At 74.4% G+C, this 22,474-nt stretch carries 19 protein-coding genes; 7 read left to right on the forward strand and 12 right to left on the reverse strand.

The features are described 5' to 3' along the window. Positions 1 to 4: 4 nt before the first annotated feature. From E4623_RS07195 to E4623_RS22945, 6 genes are read right to left on the reverse strand one after another with little or no spacing between them, the layout of a single operon-like run. Complete coding sequence (locus E4623_RS07195) at positions 5 to 898, reverse strand: ECF transporter S component (RefSeq protein WP_134765851.1); 894 nt, start codon at positions 896 to 898, stop codon at positions 5 to 7. Next, positions 895 to 2,502 carry an ATP-binding cassette domain-containing protein gene (locus tag E4623_RS07200; protein WP_134765852.1) on the reverse strand — a complete coding sequence of 536 codons (1,608 nt, stop codon included), beginning with the start codon at positions 2,500 to 2,502 and terminating at the stop codon, positions 895 to 897. Before E4623_RS07200 ends, E4623_RS07195 begins: the two co-directional genes overlap by 4 nt. Continuing rightward, the gene (locus E4623_RS07205) at positions 2,499 to 3,686 is read right to left on the reverse strand and encodes an energy-coupling factor transporter transmembrane component T (protein WP_134765853.1); all 1,188 of its coding nucleotides are present in this window, start codon (positions 3,684 to 3,686) and stop codon (positions 2,499 to 2,501) included. The genes E4623_RS07200 and E4623_RS07205 overlap by 4 nt, the downstream gene beginning before the upstream one ends. Beyond that, positions 3,679 to 4,677, reverse strand: a complete 999-nt coding sequence (locus tag E4623_RS07210; RefSeq protein WP_209020562.1) for a hypothetical protein — start codon at positions 4,675 to 4,677, stop codon at positions 3,679 to 3,681. The genes E4623_RS07205 and E4623_RS07210 overlap by 8 nt, the downstream gene beginning before the upstream one ends. Further along, entirely contained in the window at positions 4,674 to 6,398 is a 1,725-nt protein-coding gene (locus E4623_RS07215) for a hypothetical protein (RefSeq protein ID WP_134765854.1), read from the reverse strand. Before E4623_RS07215 ends, E4623_RS07210 begins: the two co-directional genes overlap by 4 nt. Then, positions 6,395 to 9,706: a hypothetical protein gene (locus tag E4623_RS22945; protein ID WP_209020563.1), complete on the reverse strand. Its 3,312-nt coding sequence runs from the start codon at positions 9,704 to 9,706 to the stop codon at positions 6,395 to 6,397. Before E4623_RS22945 ends, E4623_RS07215 begins: the two co-directional genes overlap by 4 nt. 452 nt (positions 9,707 to 10,158) lie before the next feature. Between E4623_RS22945 and E4623_RS07225 the strand changes: the two genes are divergently transcribed. From E4623_RS07225 to leuA, 3 genes are all read left to right on the forward strand, one after another. Beyond that, positions 10,159 to 11,253: a glutamate--cysteine ligase gene (locus E4623_RS07225; protein WP_245154952.1), complete on the forward strand. Its 1,095-nt coding sequence runs from the start codon at positions 10,159 to 10,161 to the stop codon at positions 11,251 to 11,253. Further along, the gene (locus E4623_RS07230; protein WP_167736516.1) at positions 11,253 to 11,927 is read left to right on the forward strand and encodes an HAD family hydrolase; all 675 of its coding nucleotides are present in this window, start codon (positions 11,253 to 11,255) and stop codon (positions 11,925 to 11,927) included. The genes E4623_RS07225 and E4623_RS07230 overlap by 1 nt, the downstream gene beginning before the upstream one ends. Positions 11,928 to 12,115: 188 nt before the next feature. Next, complete coding sequence (gene leuA / locus E4623_RS07235; RefSeq protein ID WP_134765856.1) at positions 12,116 to 13,858, forward strand: 2-isopropylmalate synthase; 1,743 nt, start codon at positions 12,116 to 12,118, stop codon at positions 13,856 to 13,858. 25 nt (positions 13,859 to 13,883) lie between these two features. Here the strand turns inward: leuA and E4623_RS07240 are convergent, their stop codons facing one another. Beyond that, entirely contained in the window at positions 13,884 to 14,117 is a 234-nt protein-coding gene (locus E4623_RS07240) for a helix-turn-helix transcriptional regulator (protein WP_209020564.1), read from the reverse strand. Positions 14,118 to 14,188: 71 nt separating this feature from the next. Next, entirely contained in the window at positions 14,189 to 15,421 is a 1,233-nt protein-coding gene (locus E4623_RS07245; protein WP_134765857.1) for an Nramp family divalent metal transporter, read from the reverse strand. Positions 15,422 to 15,835: 414 nt separating this feature from the next. On the opposite strand from E4623_RS07245, the gene E4623_RS07250 reads away from it, so the two are divergent. From E4623_RS07250 to E4623_RS07265, 4 genes are read left to right on the forward strand one after another with little or no spacing between them, the layout of a single operon-like run. Continuing rightward, positions 15,836 to 16,777 carry a ferritin-like domain-containing protein gene (locus E4623_RS07250; RefSeq protein ID WP_134765858.1) on the forward strand — a complete coding sequence of 314 codons (942 nt, stop codon included), beginning with the start codon at positions 15,836 to 15,838 and terminating at the stop codon, positions 16,775 to 16,777. A 60-nt stretch (positions 16,778 to 16,837) separates the two neighbouring features. Beyond that, positions 16,838 to 17,734, forward strand: coding sequence for an alpha/beta hydrolase (locus tag E4623_RS07255; protein ID WP_134765859.1), 897 nt, complete (start codon positions 16,838 to 16,840; stop codon positions 17,732 to 17,734). Between the two features lie 19 nt (positions 17,735 to 17,753). Continuing rightward, entirely contained in the window at positions 17,754 to 18,482 is a 729-nt protein-coding gene (gene recO, locus E4623_RS07260) for a DNA repair protein RecO (RefSeq protein ID WP_134765860.1), read from the forward strand. 28 nt (positions 18,483 to 18,510) lie between these two features. Further along, a complete protein-coding gene (locus E4623_RS07265) occupies positions 18,511 to 19,275 on the forward strand; it encodes an isoprenyl transferase (RefSeq protein WP_134765861.1) in 765 nt (254 codons plus the stop codon). A gap of 165 nt (positions 19,276 to 19,440) precedes the next feature. Here E4623_RS07265 and E4623_RS22535 read toward each other — a convergent pair whose 3' ends face one another. From E4623_RS22535 to E4623_RS07280, 4 genes are all read right to left on the reverse strand, one after another. Continuing rightward, on the reverse strand, positions 19,441 to 19,578 hold the full coding sequence (locus E4623_RS22535) for a hypothetical protein (RefSeq protein WP_167736517.1): 138 nt from the start codon (positions 19,576 to 19,578) through the stop codon (positions 19,441 to 19,443). Positions 19,579 to 19,718: 140 nt separating this feature from the next. Continuing rightward, positions 19,719 to 20,720: a metal ABC transporter permease gene (locus E4623_RS07270; protein ID WP_245154953.1), complete on the reverse strand. Its 1,002-nt coding sequence runs from the start codon at positions 20,718 to 20,720 to the stop codon at positions 19,719 to 19,721. Beyond that, complete coding sequence (locus E4623_RS07275; protein ID WP_134765862.1) at positions 20,717 to 21,499, reverse strand: ABC transporter ATP-binding protein; 783 nt, start codon at positions 21,497 to 21,499, stop codon at positions 20,717 to 20,719. The genes E4623_RS07270 and E4623_RS07275 overlap by 4 nt, the downstream gene beginning before the upstream one ends. Then, complete coding sequence (locus tag E4623_RS07280) at positions 21,490 to 22,425, reverse strand: metal ABC transporter substrate-binding protein (RefSeq protein ID WP_134765863.1); 936 nt, start codon at positions 22,423 to 22,425, stop codon at positions 21,490 to 21,492. The genes E4623_RS07275 and E4623_RS07280 overlap by 10 nt, the downstream gene beginning before the upstream one ends. Between the last annotated feature and the right edge of the window lie 49 nt (positions 22,426 to 22,474).

A 22,474-nucleotide genomic window follows, 5' to 3' on the forward strand; every position in this document is an offset into this window, starting at 1 on the left:
CGCGTCACCGGGACGCGGTCGTCCTCCCGCCGAGGTCGCCGGGGTCCTCGAAGCTGCCGGCGACGCCGTAGGAGGCCTTGCGGGAGGCCCGGCGCAGGGTGTTCAGGACGGCGGGGCCGAGCACCAGGATCGCGAGGGTGTTGGTGATCGCGCGGCCGGTGTCCCAGCCGGCGGTGGAGGTCAGCAGGGTGAAGACCGCGAACCGGTGCAGGTTCTCCAGCACCGGCGCTCCGGCGACGTAGGAGATCGCGCCCTCGTGGTAGGCGACCTCCGCGCCGGTGACGAACGGCCAGAACCACAGGTTCATGACGAAGCCGAAGGCGTAGGACACCACGATGCCGTAGCCGACGAGCATGGCGATCTCGGCCCTGCCCGTGACCCGCTTCGGTAGCAGCCCGGCGCCCATCCCGATCCACGCCGAGGCCAGCATCTGGAACGGCAGCCAGGGCCCGACGCCGGCGGTGAGCAGTGCGGAGGCGAACAACGACGTGCACCCCAGCACGAAGCCGAACCCGGCCCCGAAGACCCGGCCCGACAGCACGAGCAGGAAGAAGACCGTCTCGATGCCCGCGGTGCCCGCCCCGAGGGGGCGCAGCGCGGCGTTGATCGCGGACAGGACGCCGAGCATCGCGAGCGCCTTGGAGTCCATCCCGCCCTCGGAGAGCTCGGCCAGCACGATCACGATCAGCACCGGCAGGATCGCGAGGAAGACGAACGGCGCGTCGACACCGTGCTGCAGCGAGGAGGGGTCGACGCGCACCAGCAGCGGCCAGCAGAACATCAGGAGGCCGCCGAGCGAGGCCAGCGCCAGCACGAGGGCCGAGCGCCTGCCGATCCGGACGGCGCCGGCGTCGTCCCAGGCCCTGACCGGTGCGGAGACGGGCCGGACGTCGCTCACGGGGTCCTCCCCAGCGCGGCGCCGACCTCGTCGACGGTGAGCCAGCCCGCCCCGAGGATCTTAGCGACCTGGGTGGCGAAGGCGGGGGAGCCGCCGAGGACGTCGCGGGTCGGGCCCTCCGAGACGATCTCGCCCTCGGCCATCACGACGGCGCGGTCGGCGACCTGGGCGACGAACTCGACGTCGTGGGACGCCACCACGATGGCCCGGCCCGCCGCGGCGAGCCGGCGGACGACGGCCACGAACGTCGCCTTCGCGGTGTAGTCGAGCCCCCGGGTCGGCTCGTCGAGCAGCATCACCTGCGGTGCCGCCGTCAGCTGGAGGGCGAGCACCAGCGCGAGCCGCTGTCCCTCGGAGAGGTCGCGTGGGTGCCGGGCGTGGTCGACACCCGGCGCGATCGACTCCAGCAGGGTCGCGCAGGTGCCCGGCTCGGCGCCTGCCTCGACGTCGCCGGTCGCGCACTCGGCGCCGACCGTCTCGAGGTAGAGGAGGTCGGCCGCCGACTGCGGGACCAGCCCGACGAGCTCGCGCGCCCGGGTGGCGGAGAGCTCCTTCGGGTCCTTCCCCGCGATCGCGACCCGGCCGCCCTGGCGCGGGCCGGAGCCCTGGACCGCCCACAGCAGCGAGGACTTGCCGGAGCCGTTGCGGCCCATCAGCGCGGTCACGGTGCCGGGGCGCAGGACGAGGTCGACGCCGCGCACCGCGACCTTCGGTCCGTAGCGGACGACGACGCCGGAGGCCTGGAGGAGTGGGGGCGCCGTGCTCGCGGGCGGGTCGACCGGAGCGCCGGCGACCTCGAGCCGCTCCCGGACGGCGCCGGCCCGGCGTCGTGCGTCACGGACCGACAGGGGCAACGGGTCCCAGCCGACCTCGCGGCCGAGCCGGACGATCGGCGGCGCGATCGGCGTCCGGGCGAGCAGGGCGGCGGGCTCGTCGACCTCGACGCGGCCGTCGGCGTCCACGAACAGCATCCGGTCGGCGAACGGGACCACGCGCTCCATCCGGTGCTCGGCGAGCACCACGGTGGTGCCGAGGTCCTGCACCAGCCGGGCGATGGTTGCGAGCACGTCCTCGGCGGCGGTGGGGTCGAGGGCCGACGTCGGCTCGTCGAGCACCAGCACCTGCGGGTGGGTGGTCAGCACCGCGCCGATCGCGACGCGCTGCTGCTGGCCCCCGGAGAGGGTGCGCAGGGCGCGTCGGCGCAGCTCGGCGATCCCGAGCAGGTCGAGGGTCTCCTCGACGCGGCGGCGCATCACGTCGGCGCGGACGCCGAGCTGCTCCATCCCGTAGGCGAGCTCGTCCTCGACGGTGTCGGTGACGAACCCGGCGAGCGGGTCCTGACCCACGACGCCGACCAGGTGCGCGAACTCGCGGGGCGGTCGCTCGTGCGTGCTGACGCCGGCGACGGTGACCCTGCCCTGCAGGTGGCCGCCGGTGAAGTGCGGCACCAGTCCGTTGAGGGTGCCGAGCAGGGTCGACTTCCCGGCGCCGGTGCGGCCGGTGAGCAGCACCAGCTCGCCCTCCTCGAGCGTCAGGTCGACCTCGTGCAGGGTGGGTCGCTCCTGGCCGTGGTACCAGAACGAGACGGCGTCGAGGGTGATCATGCGCGGCTCCCGACGGGCTGGTCGTCCCGGTCGTGGTCGTGGGTCGGTAGCCGGTCGTCGGGGACGTCGTCCAGCTCGTCGTGGGGCGGCACCGGCGGCGGCGACAGGAACGCGGGCACCAGCCCGATCCAGACCGCGGCGAGCGGCGCCCAGGCCAGCAGCGGCCACGACAGCTCGAGGAGCGAGGGGTTGAGGGCGGCCGGGTCGGCGCCGCCCGAGGTGAGCACCAGGGCCGCGACCAGGACGCCGGAGCCGGCGGTGACGACCTCGGCGAGGTGCCAGCGGTCGGGCCGGTACCGGGTGCGCTGCACCCGTCGTCCGGCCAGGGCGAAGCCGGTCATCCCGATCACGAGTCCGCCGGCGAGCATCGGCCCGCCGAGGTACCCGGGGGTGGTGGCGTCGAGGGTGCCGTAGATGCCGACGCAGAGCCCGACCAGGCCGGTGACCATGAAGAACCCGGTGGTCGCGCGCTGCCGTGGGGTGGCGTCGCCGGCGCGGCCGTAGCCCCGGGAGTCCATCGACGCGGCGAGCCGCAGCGAGCGGTCGAGGGCGTCCTCGAGCACCGGGATGACGACCGAGCGCAGCGCCCGGCGACCCGTCGACGTGCTGCCGCGCAGCCGGCGGGCGCGGTTGACGCGGAGCACCGACTCGGCGAGCTGCGGGAACACCGACAGCGCGACGACGACGGCCGTGCCGACCTCGTAGAGCGCCGACGGCATCGACTTGAGCAGCCGCTTGGGGTTGGCCAGCGCGTTCGCGGCGCCGAGGCAGATCACCATCGTCGCCAGGCGCAGACCGTCGTAGAGGCCGCCGAGGAGCGACTCGGCCGACACGTCCCCGAACAACCGGATCCCGGCGGCCCAGGCGGGCAGCGGGACCTCGGGGAGCCGCAGCACGATCGACGGTCCCTCGGCGCCGCCGAAGACGACGCGGAACAGCACCCGCGCCACGACGATGAACGCGCCGAGGTAGACGTAGAGCCGGAACGACATCGCCCACGGCTCGCTGCCGCGCCGGACGACCACGACGTGACCGACGACGGCGAGCATGCTGGCGAGCAGCCACGGGTTCGTCGTCCTGCTGGCAGCGGTGGCGATGCCGAGCGCCCACACCCACCACGCGACCGGGTGCAGGTCGCGCGGCAGGAAGTACGTCGAGACGACCCGCACGGCGCGGTCACGCACCGTCGCGGGCCCGCCGTCGTCGTCGTGACGTCAGCACGGCCGACGCCGCGAGCAGCAGCATCGCGCCGGCCGCGACCCACGGCGCCAGGTCGCTGGCGCCGACCTGGTCCCCGACCGTGTCGCGGACGTCGGGCGCGGCCTCGCCGCCGGTGAACTCCACGTTGTCGGCCGGGTCGTCGGCGGTGCCGGCCGCGCCGGCGGTCGGGGCCGGGTCGCGGGGCCTCGGCGCGGGGAGGTCGTCGCTGCCGGCCGAGCCGCCCGGCGCGACCGGCGGGTCCTGGCCCGCGCCGGTGCCGGGGGTGTCGGCGCCGGTGGGTGCGGGGCCGGTGGGGGCCGGGGCGTCCGGTCGTGCCTGCTGCGCGAGCGGGTCCTCGCCGGTCGGCGCCGCCTCCCGCGACTCCGTGCACGGCCCGCCCTCGGTGCCCGGCCGGACCGCGGCGACCCGCGGCCGGGGGTTGTCACCGCTCCCGGCGTTGAGCGAGAACGACCAGCCCTCGAAGCCGCCCGCCACGAAGTCGCGGTTCTTCACGCCCCACTGGCTGTAGGTCCAGGCGCAGTTGTTGCCGGCGTGCCAGTAGGACCAGTAGCCCGACGCGGGCGGGGTGTCGAGGCACCCCTCCCGGTAGTCCTCGTCGCCCTCGATGGCGAGGGTCTCGACGGCCGAGGGCCGGTTCTCGACCCGGCAGACGAACGCCAGGCCCCACCGCTGGACGCCCTCGACCTGGATGCCGCTGCCCTGGAGCGCGTCGAGGCCGGTGCCGCGGGTGCTGGTGGGGTTGCACCGCACGATCGGGTCGCCGCCGAGCTGCTGGAAGTCGACGACGACGGTCACGCCGGTGTCGTCGGGGCAGAAGCCCGGGGTGCCCTTGCTGGTGTCGACGGCCGCGACGGCCCCGACGGCCGTGGCGGGGGCCGCGGCGGGCACCCCGGCGACCAGCACGCCCGCGAGCGCGAGCAGCAGGGCACCCGCGGCGGAGGCGAGTCTCCTCACCGGCGGACCACGCGGAAGGTCGCCGCGCCCGAGCGGACGGCGTACGCGCCGGTGGCCCGCACCCGGGCCGTGCCGAACGGCCTGGTGACGCGGACGGTGCGGACCAGGACGCCCGCGGCGGTGGCGCGACCGCGCAGGACCCTGCCGCGGACCCGGAGGGTGACGGCCTCGCCGGCGGCCAGGCCGCGCACGGTGATCCTCTGCTGCGTGCCGGGCCGCAGCCTCGCCGCCCTCAGACGGACCGCGAGCCGCTTCGCGGCGAGCACCTGGATGGTGCCGGCGCCGGTGCGCTCGGAGGTCGACCCGGTGACCACCACCGCGCGGGTCCCGGGCGGGGTGGCGGCGGGGACGACGACGGCGGCGGCGACGGCGCCGGTCGCGGACGCCGTCCCGGTGGCGGCGCTGCGCCCCCCGACGGTGACCCGGTAGGCCTCGCCTCCGGCGAGCCCGGTGGCGCGGACCGCGATCGACCGGCCACGCAGGACGTACCCGGTCGGTGCCGTGACGGCGAACCGGGCGGCGCGCGGGGCGGTCAGGTCCCAGAAGCCGACCTGCGCCAGGCCGAGCGAGGCCTGCGCGGTCGCGCGGACCCAGGTGTCGGGCGAGCCGATGCCGTCGGTGCGGGCCGCGTCGTGCTCGGCCGGGGTGTAGGCGATCGCTCCCACGTCGCCGGCGAGCGCGGTGCCGGCGTCCGCGGCGGTGGCCTGCGCGGACGTGAGGTAGGCCTCGCCGTCCGCGACCGCGCCCACCGGTGCGCCGGCGTCCGCGAGGGCCTGGACGACCAGGCCGGTGCTGTTGGTGTTGGGGGCCTCGGTGCCGACGCCGCCGCCCCAGCCGCCCCCGGCGTCCTGCTGGTCGAGGAGCCAGTCGACGGTCCCGGCGATCTCGTCGTCGAGGCCGCCGACGCCCGAGCGCTGGGCGGCCAGCATCGCGGAGAGACCGAGACCGGTGGCGTCGCGGTCCGGCGCGGCCGACGGGCTCTGGTCACAGCTGCGCGGACCGTCGTAGTAGATCCGGAAGAACCCCGCACCGCAGCGCTGCCACAGCAGCTTGTCGACGACGGGGCCGGCGAGACGGCCCGCGCGGGCGAGCCCGATGACGGCCAGCGTCTGCCCGAAGCTGTTGGCGTTGTTGTAGGTGACGTCGGGCCCGAAGTCGACGACGCGACCGACGTCGGTCACCGAGATGCCGCCGTCGGCGAACTCGCCGCCGGCTGCGAACCGGCCGCCCGGGGCGACGTCGGCCGCCGTGACCACGGTGCTCAGGGTGCGGGCCACGAGGTCCTGGCCCCCGAAGTCGCGGGTGTCGCGTCCCCCGACCTGCGCGGCGACGAGGGTCTTGGCGGTCGCGCCCGCCACGTGCTCCTCGAGCCCGTGCTCGGCGTCCCACTCGACGGCGCTGTAGAAGTTCGCCGCCAGCCCCTCGTCGTCGAGGGCGGTCAGGATCGGCTCGGCGAGCTCGCCGTCGCCGGAGGCGTGCATGGCGTAGATCGCGTCGATCGACAGCCCGTAGTCGGGCCGGGGACCGAACGGTCCCGGGAGCAGGCCGTCGACGAGCTGCGAGGCGAGCCACGCCGAGCTGGACGACGCCGCCGGCAGGTCGCGGCCGGCGGTGGGTGCCGGGGTGGGAGCGGCGGTCGCCGGTGACGGTCCGGTCACGGCGAGGGCGAGGGCCAGCGCGGCGATCGGGACGGCGGCGGGGCCGGTGGTGCGGAGCTTCACGGGGTGCTTCTTTCTTCAGGGGCGAGGAGGCGAGGGAGCGAGAGCAGGAGGACGACGGCGGCGAGCGCGAGGGCAGCCCAGGCCGGCCAGTCGAGGCCGGGCTCCACCGGGCCGGCGGCGGCGTCGGACCGGACGGGGTCGGACGTGTCGGCGTCCGGCTCGGCGGCGAGCGGCAGCAGGACCTGCGCCTCCAGGGGCGACGCGGACGACGTCAGCCACGACGTCCCGGCCACGGCGGGGGCGGCGGCCGCGGAGGTGGAGAGGTCGCTGACGGTCACCGGGGTCGCCCCGAGGGTCGCGGGCAGGCCGCCGTCCGTGCGTTGGGTGCCGACCAGGACGTCGCGGGTCCGGGTGCTGTCGAGGCCGACCGCCTGGCGCGCGATGGCCACCGCCGCCAGCGCGGACACGCGGTCGTCGTCGAGGGTGAGTCCGCCGTCGACGGTGACCGCGGACCGGAGTGCCGCGCCGGCGCCGGCCAGGGCGGCCGTGCGCTCGCCCGGCCAGGCCGCCGGCGCCCGGTCGGCCGGTGCGTCGGCCGGGCCGCTGTCGGGCGGACGGACCGTCGCGTCGAGGGCCTGGACGACGAGCGCGGTGGCGACGGGGTCGCCGGTCGCGCACCCCGCACCGCCCGCGACGGTCGTGGGGAAGAGGCCGTCGTCGCACGGGGCGCCGACCAGGGTGGCGACCGCCCCCGCGGCGGCCTCGGGCCGGCCCGCGGCGGTCAGGGCGAGGACCGCCCACGCCGACCGGGTGGTGGACGCGACGTCGTCGTCCGCGCCGCCCGCGGCGAACCCGGTGGGGTCGGCCCGGCCGGCGAGCCGGTCGGCGAGGGCGGACGCGCGGGCGGCGTCCGCGGGACGGTCCGAGGCGAGGGCGACGAGGACCAGCCTCGCCAGCGGCTCGACGTAGGTGGCGGCACGCTCGTAGGGCGCTGCGCCGACGTACGCCGCGACCGAGCGCCGGTCGAGCAGGAACCGGGTGGCGCGGCGCGCGGCACCGGGTTGCTCACCGCTCTGGCGCAGGGCCAGGACGACCTCGGCGGTGAGGTCGTAGTCGACGTACGCCGTCGCGTCGACGGTGACCTCGACGTGGTCGCCGTCGACCAGGCTCGCCGCGAGGTGCGCGCCGAGCCGGCCGCTCGGCGTGGCCGCCGCCGGCGCGACGGGCGGGGACCCGGGGACGGTGAGGGCCGGCTCGCCACCGGTGCCGGAACCGGTCGCGGAACCGGTGCTCGACGGCGGCGCGGGGGAGCCGGGCGCCGTCGTCCCGGTCGCCGGCGGGGTCGCGGGTGTCGGCTCGTCGCCACGGTCGGGCGCCTCGGGCTCACCACGCGGCGCCCGTTCCCCGAGGGTGACGAACGAGACCGGGGCGAGGGCGAAGATCGCCTGGGTCGTCGCACGACGCCACTGGTCGCGGCCGGTGATGCCCGTCGCGCGCGCCGCCGCCAGGGAGCCCGCGTCGTAGGCGATCGCCCCGCGCTCGGTGGCCAGCGGCCCGGTGCGCGGGGCCGGGACGACGCTCAGCGACCGTACGAACGCCTGGGCGCGCCGGAACGCGGGCCGGCGCCCGGCGGCGGCGAGGGTCTGTGCGACCAGGCCGGTGCTGTTGGTGTTGGAGCCCTCGGTGCTGGTGCCGCCGCCGAACGAGCCGTCGCGGCGCTGGACGCGGACCAGCCACGCCACGCCGCGGTCGATCTCGTCGTCGAGCCCGGCGACGCCGTTCGCGCGGGCGGTCATCAGGGCCTGGAGGCCCATGGCGGTGCCGTCGCCGTCGGCCGCGTCGGCGTCCTGGTCGCAGGTGCGGTCGCTGCGGTCGAACATCCGGAAGTAGCCGGCGGCGCACTGCTGCCGGACCAGGTAGTCGACGGCGACCGTGGGGACGCCACCGGAGCGTGCCAGGGCGATGACCGCGAGGGCCTGGCTGAAGGTGTTGGTGTTGTCGATGCCGACCCCGCTGTCGCGCACCCGGCCGACCTGGGGTCCCCGACGAGCCACCAGCGACAGGGTCTCGCGGCGCAGGTCGTAGCGGCCGGCGGTGAGCGAGCCGTCGGCGCGCATGACCCGGCCGAAGGACCGCGGGTCGCGGCCCGCCACGACGGCGGCCAGGAGCACCTTGGCGGTCGGCCCGGCCCGGCGCACGTCGGCGTCGCCGAACAGCCGGACCCCGAGGTAGTCGCCGGCGTCGCGGTCGAGCGCGTCGAGGATCGTCCGCGTCGCCTCCCGTCCGGTGCCCGCGGCGTACAACGCCCAGAGGGTGTCGACGGTCAGGCCCCAGTCGGTCGATTCGGCCGACGTCGGGATCGGTGCCGGCATCGTGCCGTCGACGAGCTCACCGACCAGCCAGCCGCTCACCTGCCGCGCGGCCGGGTCGACCGGGAGGTCCTGCTGGCCACCGGGGGCCGGGTCCGGCGCCGGGTCCGGACCGGGGTCGGGGCCGGCGCCGACGACCTCGAGGGTGAGCACGTCACGCACCTCGGTGCCGTCGGCCGAGCGCGCGGTGACCTCGTAGCGGTGGGTGCCGGCGGTGGTGGGCCGGACGGTGCGCGCGCCGCCCGGCCGGGCGAGGTCGCCGGTCCACGCCCCGCTCGCGGTCAGCCGGTCGGCGTTGCGCGACGTCCACCTCAGCGTGGTGCTCCCCCCCAGCACCAGGGTCGCGTCGAGCCGGTCGGAGGTCAGCGCGACCTGGGGCGCGTCCGGGTCGACGGCCGGGTTGACGGGCAGGTGCCGCGGCGGCGGGTTGGACTCGGCCGTCGCGTCCAGCGCGAAGGACCAGCCCTCGAAGCCGCCGGGGACGACGTCGCGGTTCAGGACGCCGTGCTCGGAGTAGCGCCAGTCCTGACCGCCGCCGTCGGCGTACCAGTAGGACCAGTACGCCGCCGCGGGCGGCGTTTCGGTGCAGCGCTCCCGGTAGCGCGGGTTCGACCGCACCGGCAGCGTCTCGGACAGGGCCGGGCGGCCGTTGATCCGGCACACGAACGCATCGCCCCACCGGTCGACGCCGGTCGGCGTCAAGCCGGCGTCGACGAGCGCCTGGTGCCCGGTCCGCGGGGTGACCGTGCCGTCGGCGGCCACCGTGCCGGGGGAGCAGCGCACGATCGTCGGCGCCGCCGTGCCGCCGTTGCCGTCGAGCTGCTGGAAGTCGACGACCACCGTGACCCCGCTGCGCGCGTCGTCGCCCGTGCAGGCGCCGGCGTAGGACGGCGACGCGGCGGCTGCGGCCACGACGCCGGCGACCAGCGCGAGGGTGGTGGCCACGAGCGCGAGCGCTGCGGCGCCGGCCGCGACCCGGCGGTGCGTCCCGATCGGCATTGCTCTGCATCTCCCCGTTGGGCGGGGAGGCGCCGGGTGGGCGCTGACCCCACCCGTAGTCCACGACGGTGTGTTGTGTGTATCTGCTCCACGGGCCAGTCCGGCTCACCGCGGCGCCGGGGCGCCGCGATCTACGGTTGCGGGTCAGCGCCGGGATCGAACCGGCTTTGAGCACCGCGGAGGTGTGTTCGGTTGTGGTGCCCGGGCCAGCCGGGCACCGCAGTGTGCGCCCTGCCGACGCGCCCCTGCAACTCGTCGCTCCACGTCCCCGGCGCACGTCGTCCGAGGTGGGCGCCGCGCCGCTGCCCGGTCCACGGGCGCCGGGGCCGACCATCCTGCGGGAGGTGGTGCGACCGCGGGGCCGGCCGTTGACTGGGCTCACGAGGAGGTGCCGAGATGCCAGCCGGGATGTCAGCCGAGACGCCAGCCGAGACGCCGCGACGCGTGGCCGGGTGACGCGTGGCGTGCGCAAGGTCGGGGTCGAGGAGGAGCTCTGGGTCGTCGACCCCGCGTCGCGGCGGGCGGTGCCACGCGCGCCCCAGGTGCTGCGCCTGGCCGACGGCGACGTCGAGCGCGAGCTCTTCCGCCACCAGGTCGAGATCCACAGCGCCCCGTCCACCGACCTCGACGACGTCGGGCGCGACCTGCGGGCGGCCCGGTCCGGCGCCGGGCAGGCGGCCGAGCGGCTGGACCTGGCGCTCGTGGCCTCCGCCGTCCCGGTGCTCTCCTCCGACGTCGCCGTCGTCAGCGACGACGACCGGTACCGCGACATGGTCGCGCGCTACGGCGACGTCGCCCGCTCCGCCGGTACGTGCGGCATGCACGTCCACGTCGACATCGCCTCGGACGACGAGGGCGTGGCCGTCATCGACCGGATCGCGCCGTGGCTGCCGGTCGTGCTCGCGGTGAGCACGAACTCGCCCTTCGCCGACGGTGGCGACACCTCCTACGCGTCGTGGCGCAGCGAGCAGTGGTCCCGCTGGCCCAGCGCCGGCCCGACCGACCCCTTCGGCGACGTCGCCGGGTACCGCGCCGCCGCGCAGGCGCTGGTGCGCTCGGGTGCCGCACGCGACGACGCGATGCTCTACTTCGACGCCCGGCTCGCCGCGGACTACCCGACCGTGGAGGTCCGCGTCGCCGACGTCGCCACCGACCTCGACGACACCCTGCTGGTGGCGGCGCTCGTCCGCGCGCTGGTGCACACCGCCGCCGGCGGTGCGCTGCCCGCCCTGCCGTGGCGCTCCGAGCTGGTGCGGGCCGCGCGCTGGCGGGCCGCCCGGTACGGCCTCGCCGGCGACCTGCTGCACCCGGCCCGACCGGACGCCGAGCCCGTCGGCGCCGCCGACGTCCTGACCGACGTCGTGGACGCCGTCCGCGACGCGCTCGACTCAGCCGGCGACACCGCGCGCGTCGAGGACGGCGTGGCCGGGGTGCTCCGGGGCACCGGCGCCACCCGCCAGCGTGCCGCCCTCGAGCGCACCGGCGACCTCGACGGCGTCGTCGACGACCTCGTCGCCCGCACCCGCGACTCCTGGAAGGAGCCATGATGTCCACACCCGAGGTGACCACCGTGGTCCTCGATCTCGACGGCACGCTCGTCGACTCCGTCTACACCCACGTCCTCGCGTGGCACGCCGCGTTCCAGGACGTCGGCGTCGAGGTGCCCGCCCGCCGGCTCCACCGGCTCATCGGCATGGGCGGCGACCGGCTGGTCGCCGAGGCGGCGGGCGACGCCACCGAGCACGCGCTCGGCGACGAGCTCCGCCGGCGCCACCCGCGCCACCTCGACCGGCTGTTCGGGTCGATCACGCCGACCGACGGCGCCCTCGACCTGCTGGAGGCGATGCGCTCCCGGGGCCTCGACGTCGTCCTGGCCAGCTCCGGTGACCGCGAGACCACCGAGCGGCTGCTCGACCTCCTCCCGGGCTCGCGCGAGCTCCTCGGCCGGATCGTGACCGGCGCCGACGCCGAGCTGAGCAAGCCCAGCGGCGAGCTCGTCGAGGTCGCCCTCGGCGACGCCGAACGCTCGCGCGCCGTCCTCGTCGGCGACGCCGTCTGGGACGTGCGGGCCGCGGCGGACGCCGGCGTCCGGTGCCTCGCCGTGCTCACCGGCGGCCTGGCCGAGACCGAGCTCCGCGACGCCGGGGCGCACGACGTCGTCGCCGACGCGGCGGCCCTCGCCCGGCGGGTGACGGAGACCGGGTCGCTCCTCAGGTCGTGAGGTCCTCGGCCGGCGCCGGCGGGTCGCACGTCGAGACGGCTTGCCCGGCACCGGAGCCGTCCGGCTAGAGTGGTGCGCGTCATGACGTACCGACTCCTCCTTCGCTGCCGCAGCGAGGTCTGAACCGCCGACCTCCTCGCTGCGGAGGTTCTGTGCGCCGGCGCCCCAGCCACCAGCAGGAGAACACCATGACCAGCAGCACCCCGACCGGCAGCCCCGCTCCGACCGGAGACCAGCAGCCCAGCGGCATGCCGCACCGGCGCTACGAGCCGTTCATCCCGCTCGACCTGCCCGACCGCACATGGCCGACGAAGCGGATCCGGACGGCGCCGCGCTGGTGCGCCGTCGACCTGCGCGACGGCAACCAGGCGCTGATCGACCCGATGTCACCGACCCGCAAGCTGGCGATGTTCAAGCTGCTCGTCGAGATGGGCTACAAGGAGATCGAGGTCGGCTTCCCGAGCGCCAGCCAGACCGACTTCGACTTCGTCCGCCAGCTCATCGACGATGACCTCATCCCCGACGACGTCGTCATCCAGGTGCTGACGCAGGCGCGCGAGGAGCTCATCGAGCGCACCTACGAGTCGATCCGTGGCGCGAAGCAGGCGATCGTGCACCTCTACAACTCCACCTCGACGCTGCAGCGGCGCGTGGTGTTCGGCCTCGACGAGGACGGCATCGCCGACATCGCCGTCCAGGGCGCGCGGTTGTGCAAGAAGTACGAGGAGGGCGTGCCGGAGACCGAGGTCTTCTACGAGTACAGCCCCGAGTCCTACACCGGCACCGAGCTCGAGTTCGCCGTCCGCGTGTGCAACGAGGTGCTCGACGTCTTCGAGCCGACCGCCGAGAAGCCGGTCATCATCAACCTGCCCGCGACCGTCGAGATGGCCACCCCCAACGTCTACGCCGACTCGATCGAGTGGATGAACCGGCACCTGCGCCACCGCGAGCACGTCGTGCTGTCGTTGCACCCCCACAACGACCGTGGGACGGCCGTCGCGGCGGCCGAGCTCGGCTACCTGGCCGGCGCGGACCGCATCGAGGGCTGCCTGTTCGGCAACGGCGAGCGCACCGGCAACGTCTGCCTGGTGACCCTCGGCCTCAACCTGTTCACGCAGGGCATCGACCCCGAGATCGACTTCTCCGACATCGACGAGATCCGCCGCACGGTCGAGTACTGCAACCAGCTGCCCGTCCACGAGCGTCATCCCTACGGTGGCGACCTCGTCTACACCGCCTTCTCCGGCTCCCACCAGGACGCCATCAAGAAGGGCTTCGAGCACCTCGAGAAGGACGCCGCCGCGGCCGGCCACGGCGTCGACGAGCACCCGTGGGCCGTGCCGTACCTGCCGATCGACCCCAAGGACGTCGGCCGCTCCTACGAGGCCGTGATCCGGGTCAACAGCCAGTCCGGCAAGGGCGGGGTTGCCTACATCCTCAAGACCGAGCACAAGCTCGACCTGCCGCGCCGCGCGCAGATCGAGTTCAGCCGCGTCATCCAGCAGCGCACCGACGCCGACGGCGGCGAGGTGACGCCCGGTGAGATCTGGACCGCCTTCCGCGCGGAGTACCTCGACCGCGAGGCCCCGCTGCGGCTCGACTCGGTGCACACGAGCTCGGCGGCCGGCGAGAAGGACGCCCTGGCCGTCAGCGTCTACGTCGACGGTGAGGCCCGGACCCTCGAAGGTTCGGGCAACGGCCCGATCGCGGCCTTCGTGACGGCGATCAACGAGCTCCCGCAGGACTTCGACGTGAGGGTGCTCGACTACCACGAGCACGCGCTCAGCTCCGGCGGCGACGCCATCGCGGCGGCGTACGTGGAGTGCGCGGTCGGCGACCAGGTCGTGTGGGGCGTCGGTCTCGACGCCAACATCGTGACCGCCTCGCTGAAGGCCGTCACCAGCGCCGTGAACCGGACCGCCGGGCTCTGACCCACCCGCGCGGACGCGCGGCCGCTCAGCCGGCCGCGCGTCCGCCGCGGCGCTCGAGGGCCCACTCGATCGCGTGCTCCCGCTTCTCGACGCCGATCTTGCGGTAGGCCGAGCGGATGAACGACTTGATCGAGTTCGGCGAGAGTGCGGTGGTCTCCGCGATCTGCTTGTTGCTGAGCCCCTCCGCGATCAGGTCGATCATCTCGGCCTCCCGTGGCGTGAGCGAGTCCTGGTCGGGCGTGGGTCCTTGCTGGTGCACGGTCTCTCCCCAGGGTCGTCGGTCACGCGAGCACCAGGGGTTCGTCGCCGCGGCCCCGACGGATGGCCCGCTCAGGCGAAGGTCAGGTAGACCAGGGTGAGGTTCAGCGCGATGACCACCGCCGCCACCGCCCACGCCACCTGCGTGGTGACCCCTCGGTTGACCAGGCGGCCCATCACGTCGGGACGCCTCGTGAAGAGGATCAGCGGCACCAGGGCGAACGGGATGCCGAAGGACAGCACGACCTGGGAGACCACCAGCGCCCGCGTCGGGTCGACCCCCAGGGCCAGGACGACGAGCGCCGGTGCGAGCGCGACGAGGCGGCGCACCACCAGCGGCATCCGGACCTCGAGGAAGCCCTCCATCACGACCTGGCCGGAGAGCGTGCCGACGCTGGACGAGGCGAACCCGGAGGCCAGCAGGGCGAGGGCGAAGAGGAGTGCGGCGGCGGGTCCGAGAGCGGCACCCAGCCCGGCGTGCGCACCCTCGATCGTGGTCACGGGATCGCCGCCGCGCAGCACCGAGGCCGCGACGACGAGCAGCGCCAGGTTCATCAGCCCGGCGATCGTCATCGCGACGACGACGTCGGTGCGCTGGCTGCGGAGCAGCGCGAGTCGCTGGCCCTCCGTCGTGCGCACGTAGCGCCGGCTGGTCAGCGCCCCGTGCAGGTAGATCGCGTGCGGCATGACGGTGGCCCCGAGCATGCCCGCGGCGAGCAGCACGCTGTCGCTGCCCTCGAACCTCGGGACGGTGCCGTCGAGCAGCGCCAGCGGTTCGAGCCCGCTGCGCAGGACGTCGTACAGGAAGCCCACGAGGATCACCAGCAGCAGGCCGGTGATGGCGATCTCGAACGGACGGTGACCGCGGGTCTGCAGGGCCAGCAGCCCGAACGCGACGCCGGCGGTGATCAGGCCGCCCGCGAGCAGCGGGATGTCGAAGAGCAGCCTGAGGGCGATGGCGCCGCCGACCACCTCGGCCAGGTCGGTGGCGATGGCCACCAGCTCGCCCTGCACCCACAGGCCCCGGGTGACCGGGCGCGGGAAGTGCTCGCGGCACAGGGCGGGCAGGCTGCGGCCGGTGGCGATGCCGGCCTTGGCCGACAGGTACTGGATGAGCATCGCCATCAGGTTGCTGACGACGGCGACCCAGACCAGCAGGTAGCCGAAGGTCGAGCCGGCCGTGACGTTGGTGGCGAAGTTGCCCGGGTCGACGTAGGCGATGGCGGTGACGAACGCGGGCCCGAGCAGCGGGAGGGGACCGCGGACGCGGGCCCGGGCCTCGACCTTCGGGGACTGCTGGTACACGCAGGAGCTCGATTTCGTCGTCGGGCGAGGAGGGGGACGTCAACAGGGGAGGAGCGCGCCGGACACGTCGCCCGGGAGTCAATGAAGCGCCGATCCGTGTTCGGCGCAACACCCTCGCCGGATTGCCTGTCGGCGCTGCTTCACCCCGTCGGATGGAATCGCGGCACGGCCGATCGGGGGTGGTGACACCGACGGGACCGAGGTGCTTCCGTTGAGGAAGTCGGGTGACTCGTCACCGTCCCCTCGGCGCCCTCGGCGCAGGAAATGAGGCTGACCACCGCCGCCGGTCGTTGCGGTCGGAGCACGGACCGAGCCCTGCCGAGAACGGCAGGGCAGGGCGTGACAGCCCGGCCGCGGACGAGCGCGCCCGAACTCAACGCGATCCAGGTCGCACTCACCGCGAAGGAGCACCACATGTTCGGCAAGACAGTCGTCAAGCAGATGATCGAGCGCAGTTCCGAGAACGAGGCCGACCGTCGGCTCTTCCTCAAGTCCGCCGGCGTCGGCGGGCTCGGCGTGCTCGGCGCGGGCGCCCTCGGCGGGATCCTCCCGGACTCGGCCTCGGCCGCGGCCGCGGCGGCACCGAGCGACGGTGCGATCCTCAACTTCGCCCTCAACCTCGAGTACCTCGAGGCGGAGTTCTACCAGCAGGCCGCGTTCGGCAGGAGCCTCTCGGACAAGCTCACGTCCGGCAAGGGCGACAAGGGTGGCGTGACGGGCGGCCGTGAGGTCAGCTTCGCCACGCCGGCGATCCGCAGCTACGCCCGCGAGATCGCGATGGACGAGCTCGACCACGTCCGGTTCCTGCGCACGGCGCTGGGCGGGGCCAAGGTGGCCCGACCGCAGATCAACCTGCGGCAGAGCTTCACCGCGGCGGCCCGGGCGGCCGGGTTGATCGGTGCGGGCCAGACGTTCGACCCGTTCGCCAACGAGAACAACTTCCTGCTGGCCGCGTTCATCTTCGAGGACGTCGGCGTGACCGCCTACAAGGGGGCCGCGCCGCTCATCACCAACAAGACGTACCTGGACGCCTCGGCCGGCATCCTCGCCGTCGAGGCCTACCACGCAGGCATCGTCAGGACGCTGCTGGCCACCAAGGGGCTGAACAAGGAGGCCGGTGCTATCTCCGACGCCCGCGACTCGCTCGACGGCCGCAAGAGCCTCGACCAGGGCATCGGCCGCAAGAAGTGGCTGTCGAACCTGGTCCCGACCGACCGGAACGGCATCGCCTTCTCCCGGACGCCCGGCCAGGTGCTCAACATCGTGTACCTGACCCCGGAGAAGTCGCGGAAGGGCGGGTTCTACCCGCGCGGGGTCAACGGCAGCATCAACACCTCGGGCAACAACGCGGGCTGAGTGTCCGGAACGTCGAACGGCGTCCGTGGGGACCGCCCGTCGGTGTCGTAGCCTGCCCCCATGCTGGTCTCCGAGCGCATCGGTCAGTTCTTCCTCGAGAGCGGGTCGGGCCGCGACCGCCTCGAGTACACCGAGTACGGCGGCGGCGACGCCTGGGTGGTGCTGCTCCCCGGACAGCTGTTGCCGCGCCGGATGCAGCAGCCGCTCGCGCGGGCGCTGGCCGCCGAGGGCATGCACGTCGTCACCCTCGACCTGCTCGGCCACGGTCGCTCCGACCGGCCCGCCGACCCGCTGGTCTACTCGATGACGGCGTTCGGCGAGCAGGTCGTCGCGCTGCTCGACCACCTCGGCGCACCCGAGGCGGTGATCGGCGGGACGTCGCTCGGTGCCAACGCCTCGCTCGAGGTCGCCGCGATCGCGCCCGAGCGGGTGCGCGGGCTGCTCCTGGAGATGCCCGTCCTCGACAACGCCGTCGAGGCGGGCATCCTGGTGTGCGCGCCGCTGATGTTCGCCGCTCGGTTCCTCCCGTTCACGGTGACCGCGCTGCGCCGGGCCACCAGGCCGGTGCCGCGCGGACTGGTGCCCTTCTGGGCCGGGATCGCGCTCGACGCCTGCAACCAGCGCCCCGACGCGATGGGCGCCGTCGTCCACGGGGTGTTCTTCGGCCGGATGGCGCCGTCGTCGAAGCAGCGCCGCGCGATGACCATGCCGGCGCTGGTGGTCGGGCACCCCTCCGACCCGATCCACCCGGCCGCCGACGCGGCGATGCTCGCCGAGGAGATGCCGGACGCGCGGTTCGTCCGCGCCCACCACATCCTGGAGTGGCGGTTCTGGCCGGAGCGGCTCGACCGCGAGGCCGTCGCGTTCGCGCAGGGCTGCTGGGCCCCGGCGTCGCGGACGGCGTCCGGCCCGGTCCGGGGGCCGCGGCGTGCGCGGCGTACCGGCTCGGTCACCTGAGCCCTGTCAGACTGGGTCGGTGCCCGTCTACCGCGACGAGGCGGTCGTGCTGCGCACCCACAAGCTGGGCGAGGCCGACCGCATCATCACCCTGCTGACCCGGCACCACGGACGGGTCCGGGCGGTCGCGAAGGGCGTGCGGCGCACGTCGTCGAAGTTCGGGTCGCGGCTCGAGCCGTTCACGCACGTCGACCTCCAGCTCGCCGAGGGCCGCTCCCTCGACATCGTCACGCAGGCCGAGACCCGGTCGTTGTTCCACGCCGGCCTCGGCAACGACTACGAGCGCTACACCTCCGGCACCGCGATGCTCGAGACCGCCGAGCGGCTGGTCACCGAGGAGAAGGAACCGGCGCTGCAGCAGTTCCTGCTCCTCGTCGGCGGGCTGAGGGCCCTCGCCCTGCCCGAACGACGGCCCGGCCAGGTGCTCGACTCCTACCTGCTGCGCTCGCTCGCCGTCGCCGGCTGGGCGCCGTCGTTCGACGGGTGCGCGCACTGCGGCCGCGAGGGTCCGCACCGTTGGTTCAACCCGTCGATGGGCGGCGTCCTGTGCAGCACCTGCCGGGTGCCCGGCTCGGCCGCCCCGGCCCCCGAGGCGCTGGTGCTGATGGGTGCCCTGCTCGCCGGCGACTGGGGGCACGTCGACGCCGCCGATCCGCGCCACCTGCGCGAGGCCAGCGGCCTCATCTCGGCGTTCCTCTCCTGGCACCTCGAGCGGCAGCTGCGCTCGATGGAGCACGTCGAGCGGTAGGCCGCCCGCCCGTCTAGGGTGGGCGATCGTGAAGCGCGCCGTCCGACCACCCACGCCGCACCCGACCGGGGCGCGGCCGCCGGAGCTCCCGAAGGAGCTCGTGCCGCGGCACGTCGCCATCGTGATGGACGGCAACGGCCGGTGGGCCAAGGACCGCGGCCTGCCCCGCACCCGGGGTCACGAGATGGGCGAGGCGTCGCTGTTCGACGTCGTCGAGGGCGCGATCGAGATCGGCGTCCGGGCGATCTCCGCCTACGCCTTCTCCACCGAGAACTGGACCCGCTCGCCCGACGAGGTGCGCTTCCTCATGGGCTTCAACCGCGACGTGATCCGGCGCCGGCGCGACCAGATGCACGAGCTCGGCGTCCGGGTCCGCTGGGCCGGCCGTGCCCCGCGCCTGTGGAAGTCGGTGATCAAGGAGCTCCAGGTCGCCGAGGAGCTGACCCGCGGCAACGACGTCCTCACGCTCACCATGTGCGTCAACTACGGCGGCCGCGCCGAGCTCGCCGACGCCGCCCGCTCCATCGCCCGCGAGGTCGCCGCCGGCCGGCTGAACCCCGACAAGGTCGACGAGAAGACCTTCGCCAAGCACCTGTACGTCCCCGAGGTCTCCGACGCCGACATGATCTGGCGCACCTCGGGGGAGCAGCGGCTGTCCAACTACATGCTCTGGCAGGCCGCGTACGCCGAGATGGTCTTCACCGACGTCCTCTGGCCCGACGTCGACCGGCTCGCGCTGTGGCGGGCGATCGAGATCTACGCCGAGCGGGACCGCCGCTACGGGAGGGCGTGAGGAGGGACCCAGGAGCGCAGCGACTGGGTGCCCTCCTCGAGGGTGGTCGAGCAAGCCGTCGTGGTGCGAGCCTGCGAGCACCACGAACCGGCGTGTCGAGACCCCGCGAGCGGACACGGGGCCGTGGGAAGACCCCGCGAGCGGGACGCGGGACCGCCGGAGTGCTCAGCCGCCGGCGTTCCGGACGAACCAGCCGTCCTCGACGAGCACCATGGCGGGCTCGAGGATCGGCTCGTCCTCGGAGGTGACGGTGTCCTCGAGCCGGACTTGCTCCGGGAGGCGGGCGAACCTGGGCTCGGTCATGCCCTGACGGTACGCCGGGCCGGGTGGGTCGGCCAGGGGCGGCGGCGATTCCTGGTCGCGTTCCTGGGATCGCTCGGTCGTGCCGCTTGCTCGACCACCATCGACGAAGGTTCGCGCTCGCTGCGCTCGCGCGACCTTCGTCAGTGCTCGTCGTAGTGGGCGCCGTGCGGGGCGTGCCGGTGCCCGTCGTGCACGTAGTCGACGTGGTCGTCGTGCGGGACGGCGACGTGACCGCACGCCGGCCCGTGGTCGTGCGGGTGGGTGTCGGTGACGTCGTGGCCGACCGGTTCGTCGGCGAACGGCGCGTGCAGCCGGGCCCGGTGCCGCAGCCAGGCGCCGATCGGCCAGGTGACGACGAAGCCGGCCAGCGAGAGCAGCACGATCGTCGGGCCCGGGGCGACCGTGGCGTGGTACGACGCGAACGCCGAGATGGTCAGTCCACCGACCGAGGCCAGGCAGCCGAGCGCCATCGCCGAGACGAGCGTGGCGCGGAAGGTGCGCGACAGCTGCTGCGACGTCGCGACCGGCACGACCATCAGAGCCGAGACGAGCAGCAGGCCGACGGTGCGCATCGCGACCGTCACGCTGACCGCCGCCAGCACGGCGACCAGCACGTTGTAGACCCGCACCTTCAGGCCTGCGACCCGCGCGAACTCCGGGTCCTGGGCGACGGCGAAGAGCTGCGGGGCGAGCCCGACGCAGACCAGGATCACGAGCGCGGCGAGGACCATCGTGACGATCACGTCGCCGGCCGAGATCGTGGTGATCGAGCCGAAGAGGTACTGCTGCAGCTGGGCCGCGCTCTGCCCGCCCAGCCCGGTGACCAGGACGCCGCCCGCAAGCCCACCGTAGAAGAGCAGCGCGAGCGCGACGTCGCCGTTGGTGTGCCCGCGCTCGCGGATGACCTCGATCAGGACCGCGCCGAGCACGGCGACCACCACGGCCGTCCACGTGGGCGACCACCCGGTCACCAGCCCGAGCGCGACGCCGGTCACCGCGACGTGGCCGATGCCGTCGCCCATCAGCGCGAGCCGGCGCTGCACGAGGTAGGTGCCGATCGCCGGCGCCGCCAGCCCGGTGAAGAGCGCGGCGAGCAGCGCGCGCTGCATGAACGGGTAGCTGAGCAGCTCGGACGCGTTCACCGACCGCCGCCTTCCAGGGGTGAGCGCACCAGCGGCGCGTGGTCGCCACGCTGGTCGGCGGCGAGGTGGTCGTGGTGGTGCTGGCCGAGGACGTCGTCCTCGGCCAGCGGGGCGCCGTCGTAGACGATCCGGCCGTCGCGCATCACGATCGACCGCTCGACGAGCGGCGCGAGCGGGCCGAGCTCGTGGGCGACCAGGACGATGGTGGAGCCGCGGTCCTTGAGCGCGCGCAGGGTGTCGGCCAGGACCTGCTGCTGCGGGAGGTCGACCCCGGCGGTCGGCTCGTCGAGGAAGAACAGCTCCGGGTCGCCGGCCAGCGCCCGGGCGATGAGCACCCGTTGCTGCTGGCCGCCGGAGAGGGTGCTGACGCCGTCCCTGGCCCGGTCGGTGAGGCCGACGAGCTCGATCGCGTCGTCGATCGCGCGACGGTCGGTGGCGCCGAGCGGGCGCAGCAGGCGGCGCCGGGTGAGCCGCCCGGACGTGACGACCTCGCGCACCGACGCCGGCACGCCGGAGGCCGCGCCGCTGCGCTGGGGCACGAAGCCGATCCGGTGCCACTCGCCGAACCGCTCGAACGGCGTCCCGAACAGGGTGAGCTCGCCGCGGGCCAGCGGTCGGAGCCCGGTGAGCGCGCGGACCAGGGTGGACTTCCCGGAGCCGTTGGGACCGAGGAGGGCGAGGAACTCCCCGGCCGGGACCGTCAGGTCGATGCCGCGCAGGACGGGGCGGCCGCCGATCGCGACCGCGCCGTCCCTCAGGTGCACGGGTGCTACCGGCACGCGTTCGCCTCCTGCAGGGCCGCCAGGTTGGACGTCATCAGCGAGAGGTAGTCGTCGTCGGCGGTCTCGTCGGTGAGGCCCTCGATCGGGTCGAGCACCGCGGTCTCGATGCCGGTGTCGTCGGCCAGGCTCTCGACGAACCGGGGGCTCGCGAGCCGCTCGTTGAAGACGGTCGTGATCCCGTCCTCGTCGATCAGCTCCTGGAGCCGGGCGAGGACGGCGGGGGTCGGTTCGGCGTCGGGGGAGAGGCCGGCCACGGGTGCCACCTCGACACCGTACTTGCCGAGGTAGCCGAACGCGTCGTGCGAGACGACGATCGTCGAGCGCTCGCAGGTGGCGAGGCCGTCGGTGTAGGCCCGGTCGACCTCCTCGAGGTCGGTGCGCAGCGCGGCCGCGTTGGCGGCGAAGTCGTCGGCGTGGTCGGGGTCGATCTCGGCGAGGGCGTCGGCGACCGCGTCACCGAGGTCGGCCATCCTGATCGGGTCGAGCCAGAAGTGCGGGTCGAGGTCGCCCTCGTGGTCGTGGCCGTCGTCCTCGGTGTGGCCCTCCTCCTCGTGCTCGTGGCCCTCCTCGGAGAACGGCTGGAGCCCGACGACCTCGGCCGCGTCGAGGACGTCGCCGGTCGCGTTCTGCTCGACGGCGTCGTCGACAGCCGGCTGGAAGTCCTTCTCGTGGACGACGAGCGCCGCCTCGGCGATCATCGCCGTCTCCTTGACGGTCGTCTCGAGGTCGTGCGGCTCCTTGCCCGCCGTCGTGAGGTTCTCGACGTCGGCGTGCTCACCCGCGACCCGGTCGGCGACGTACTGGAGCGGGTAGAACGCCGTCACGACCGACGGCGCGCCGTCGCCGCCCGCCTGGTCGTCGGCGAACGCCGAGCAGCCCGTCGTGGCGAGGAGCAGTGCGCAGGGGATCAGGAGACGTCGCATGAGAACGATTCTCAGTGTTAGTGAGAATCATTGTCAACTCGAAGGGCCC

The sequence above is a fragment of the Nocardioides sp. 1609 genome, assembly GCF_004522105.1.
Lineage (GTDB): Bacteria > Actinomycetota > Actinomycetes > Propionibacteriales > Nocardioidaceae > Nocardioides.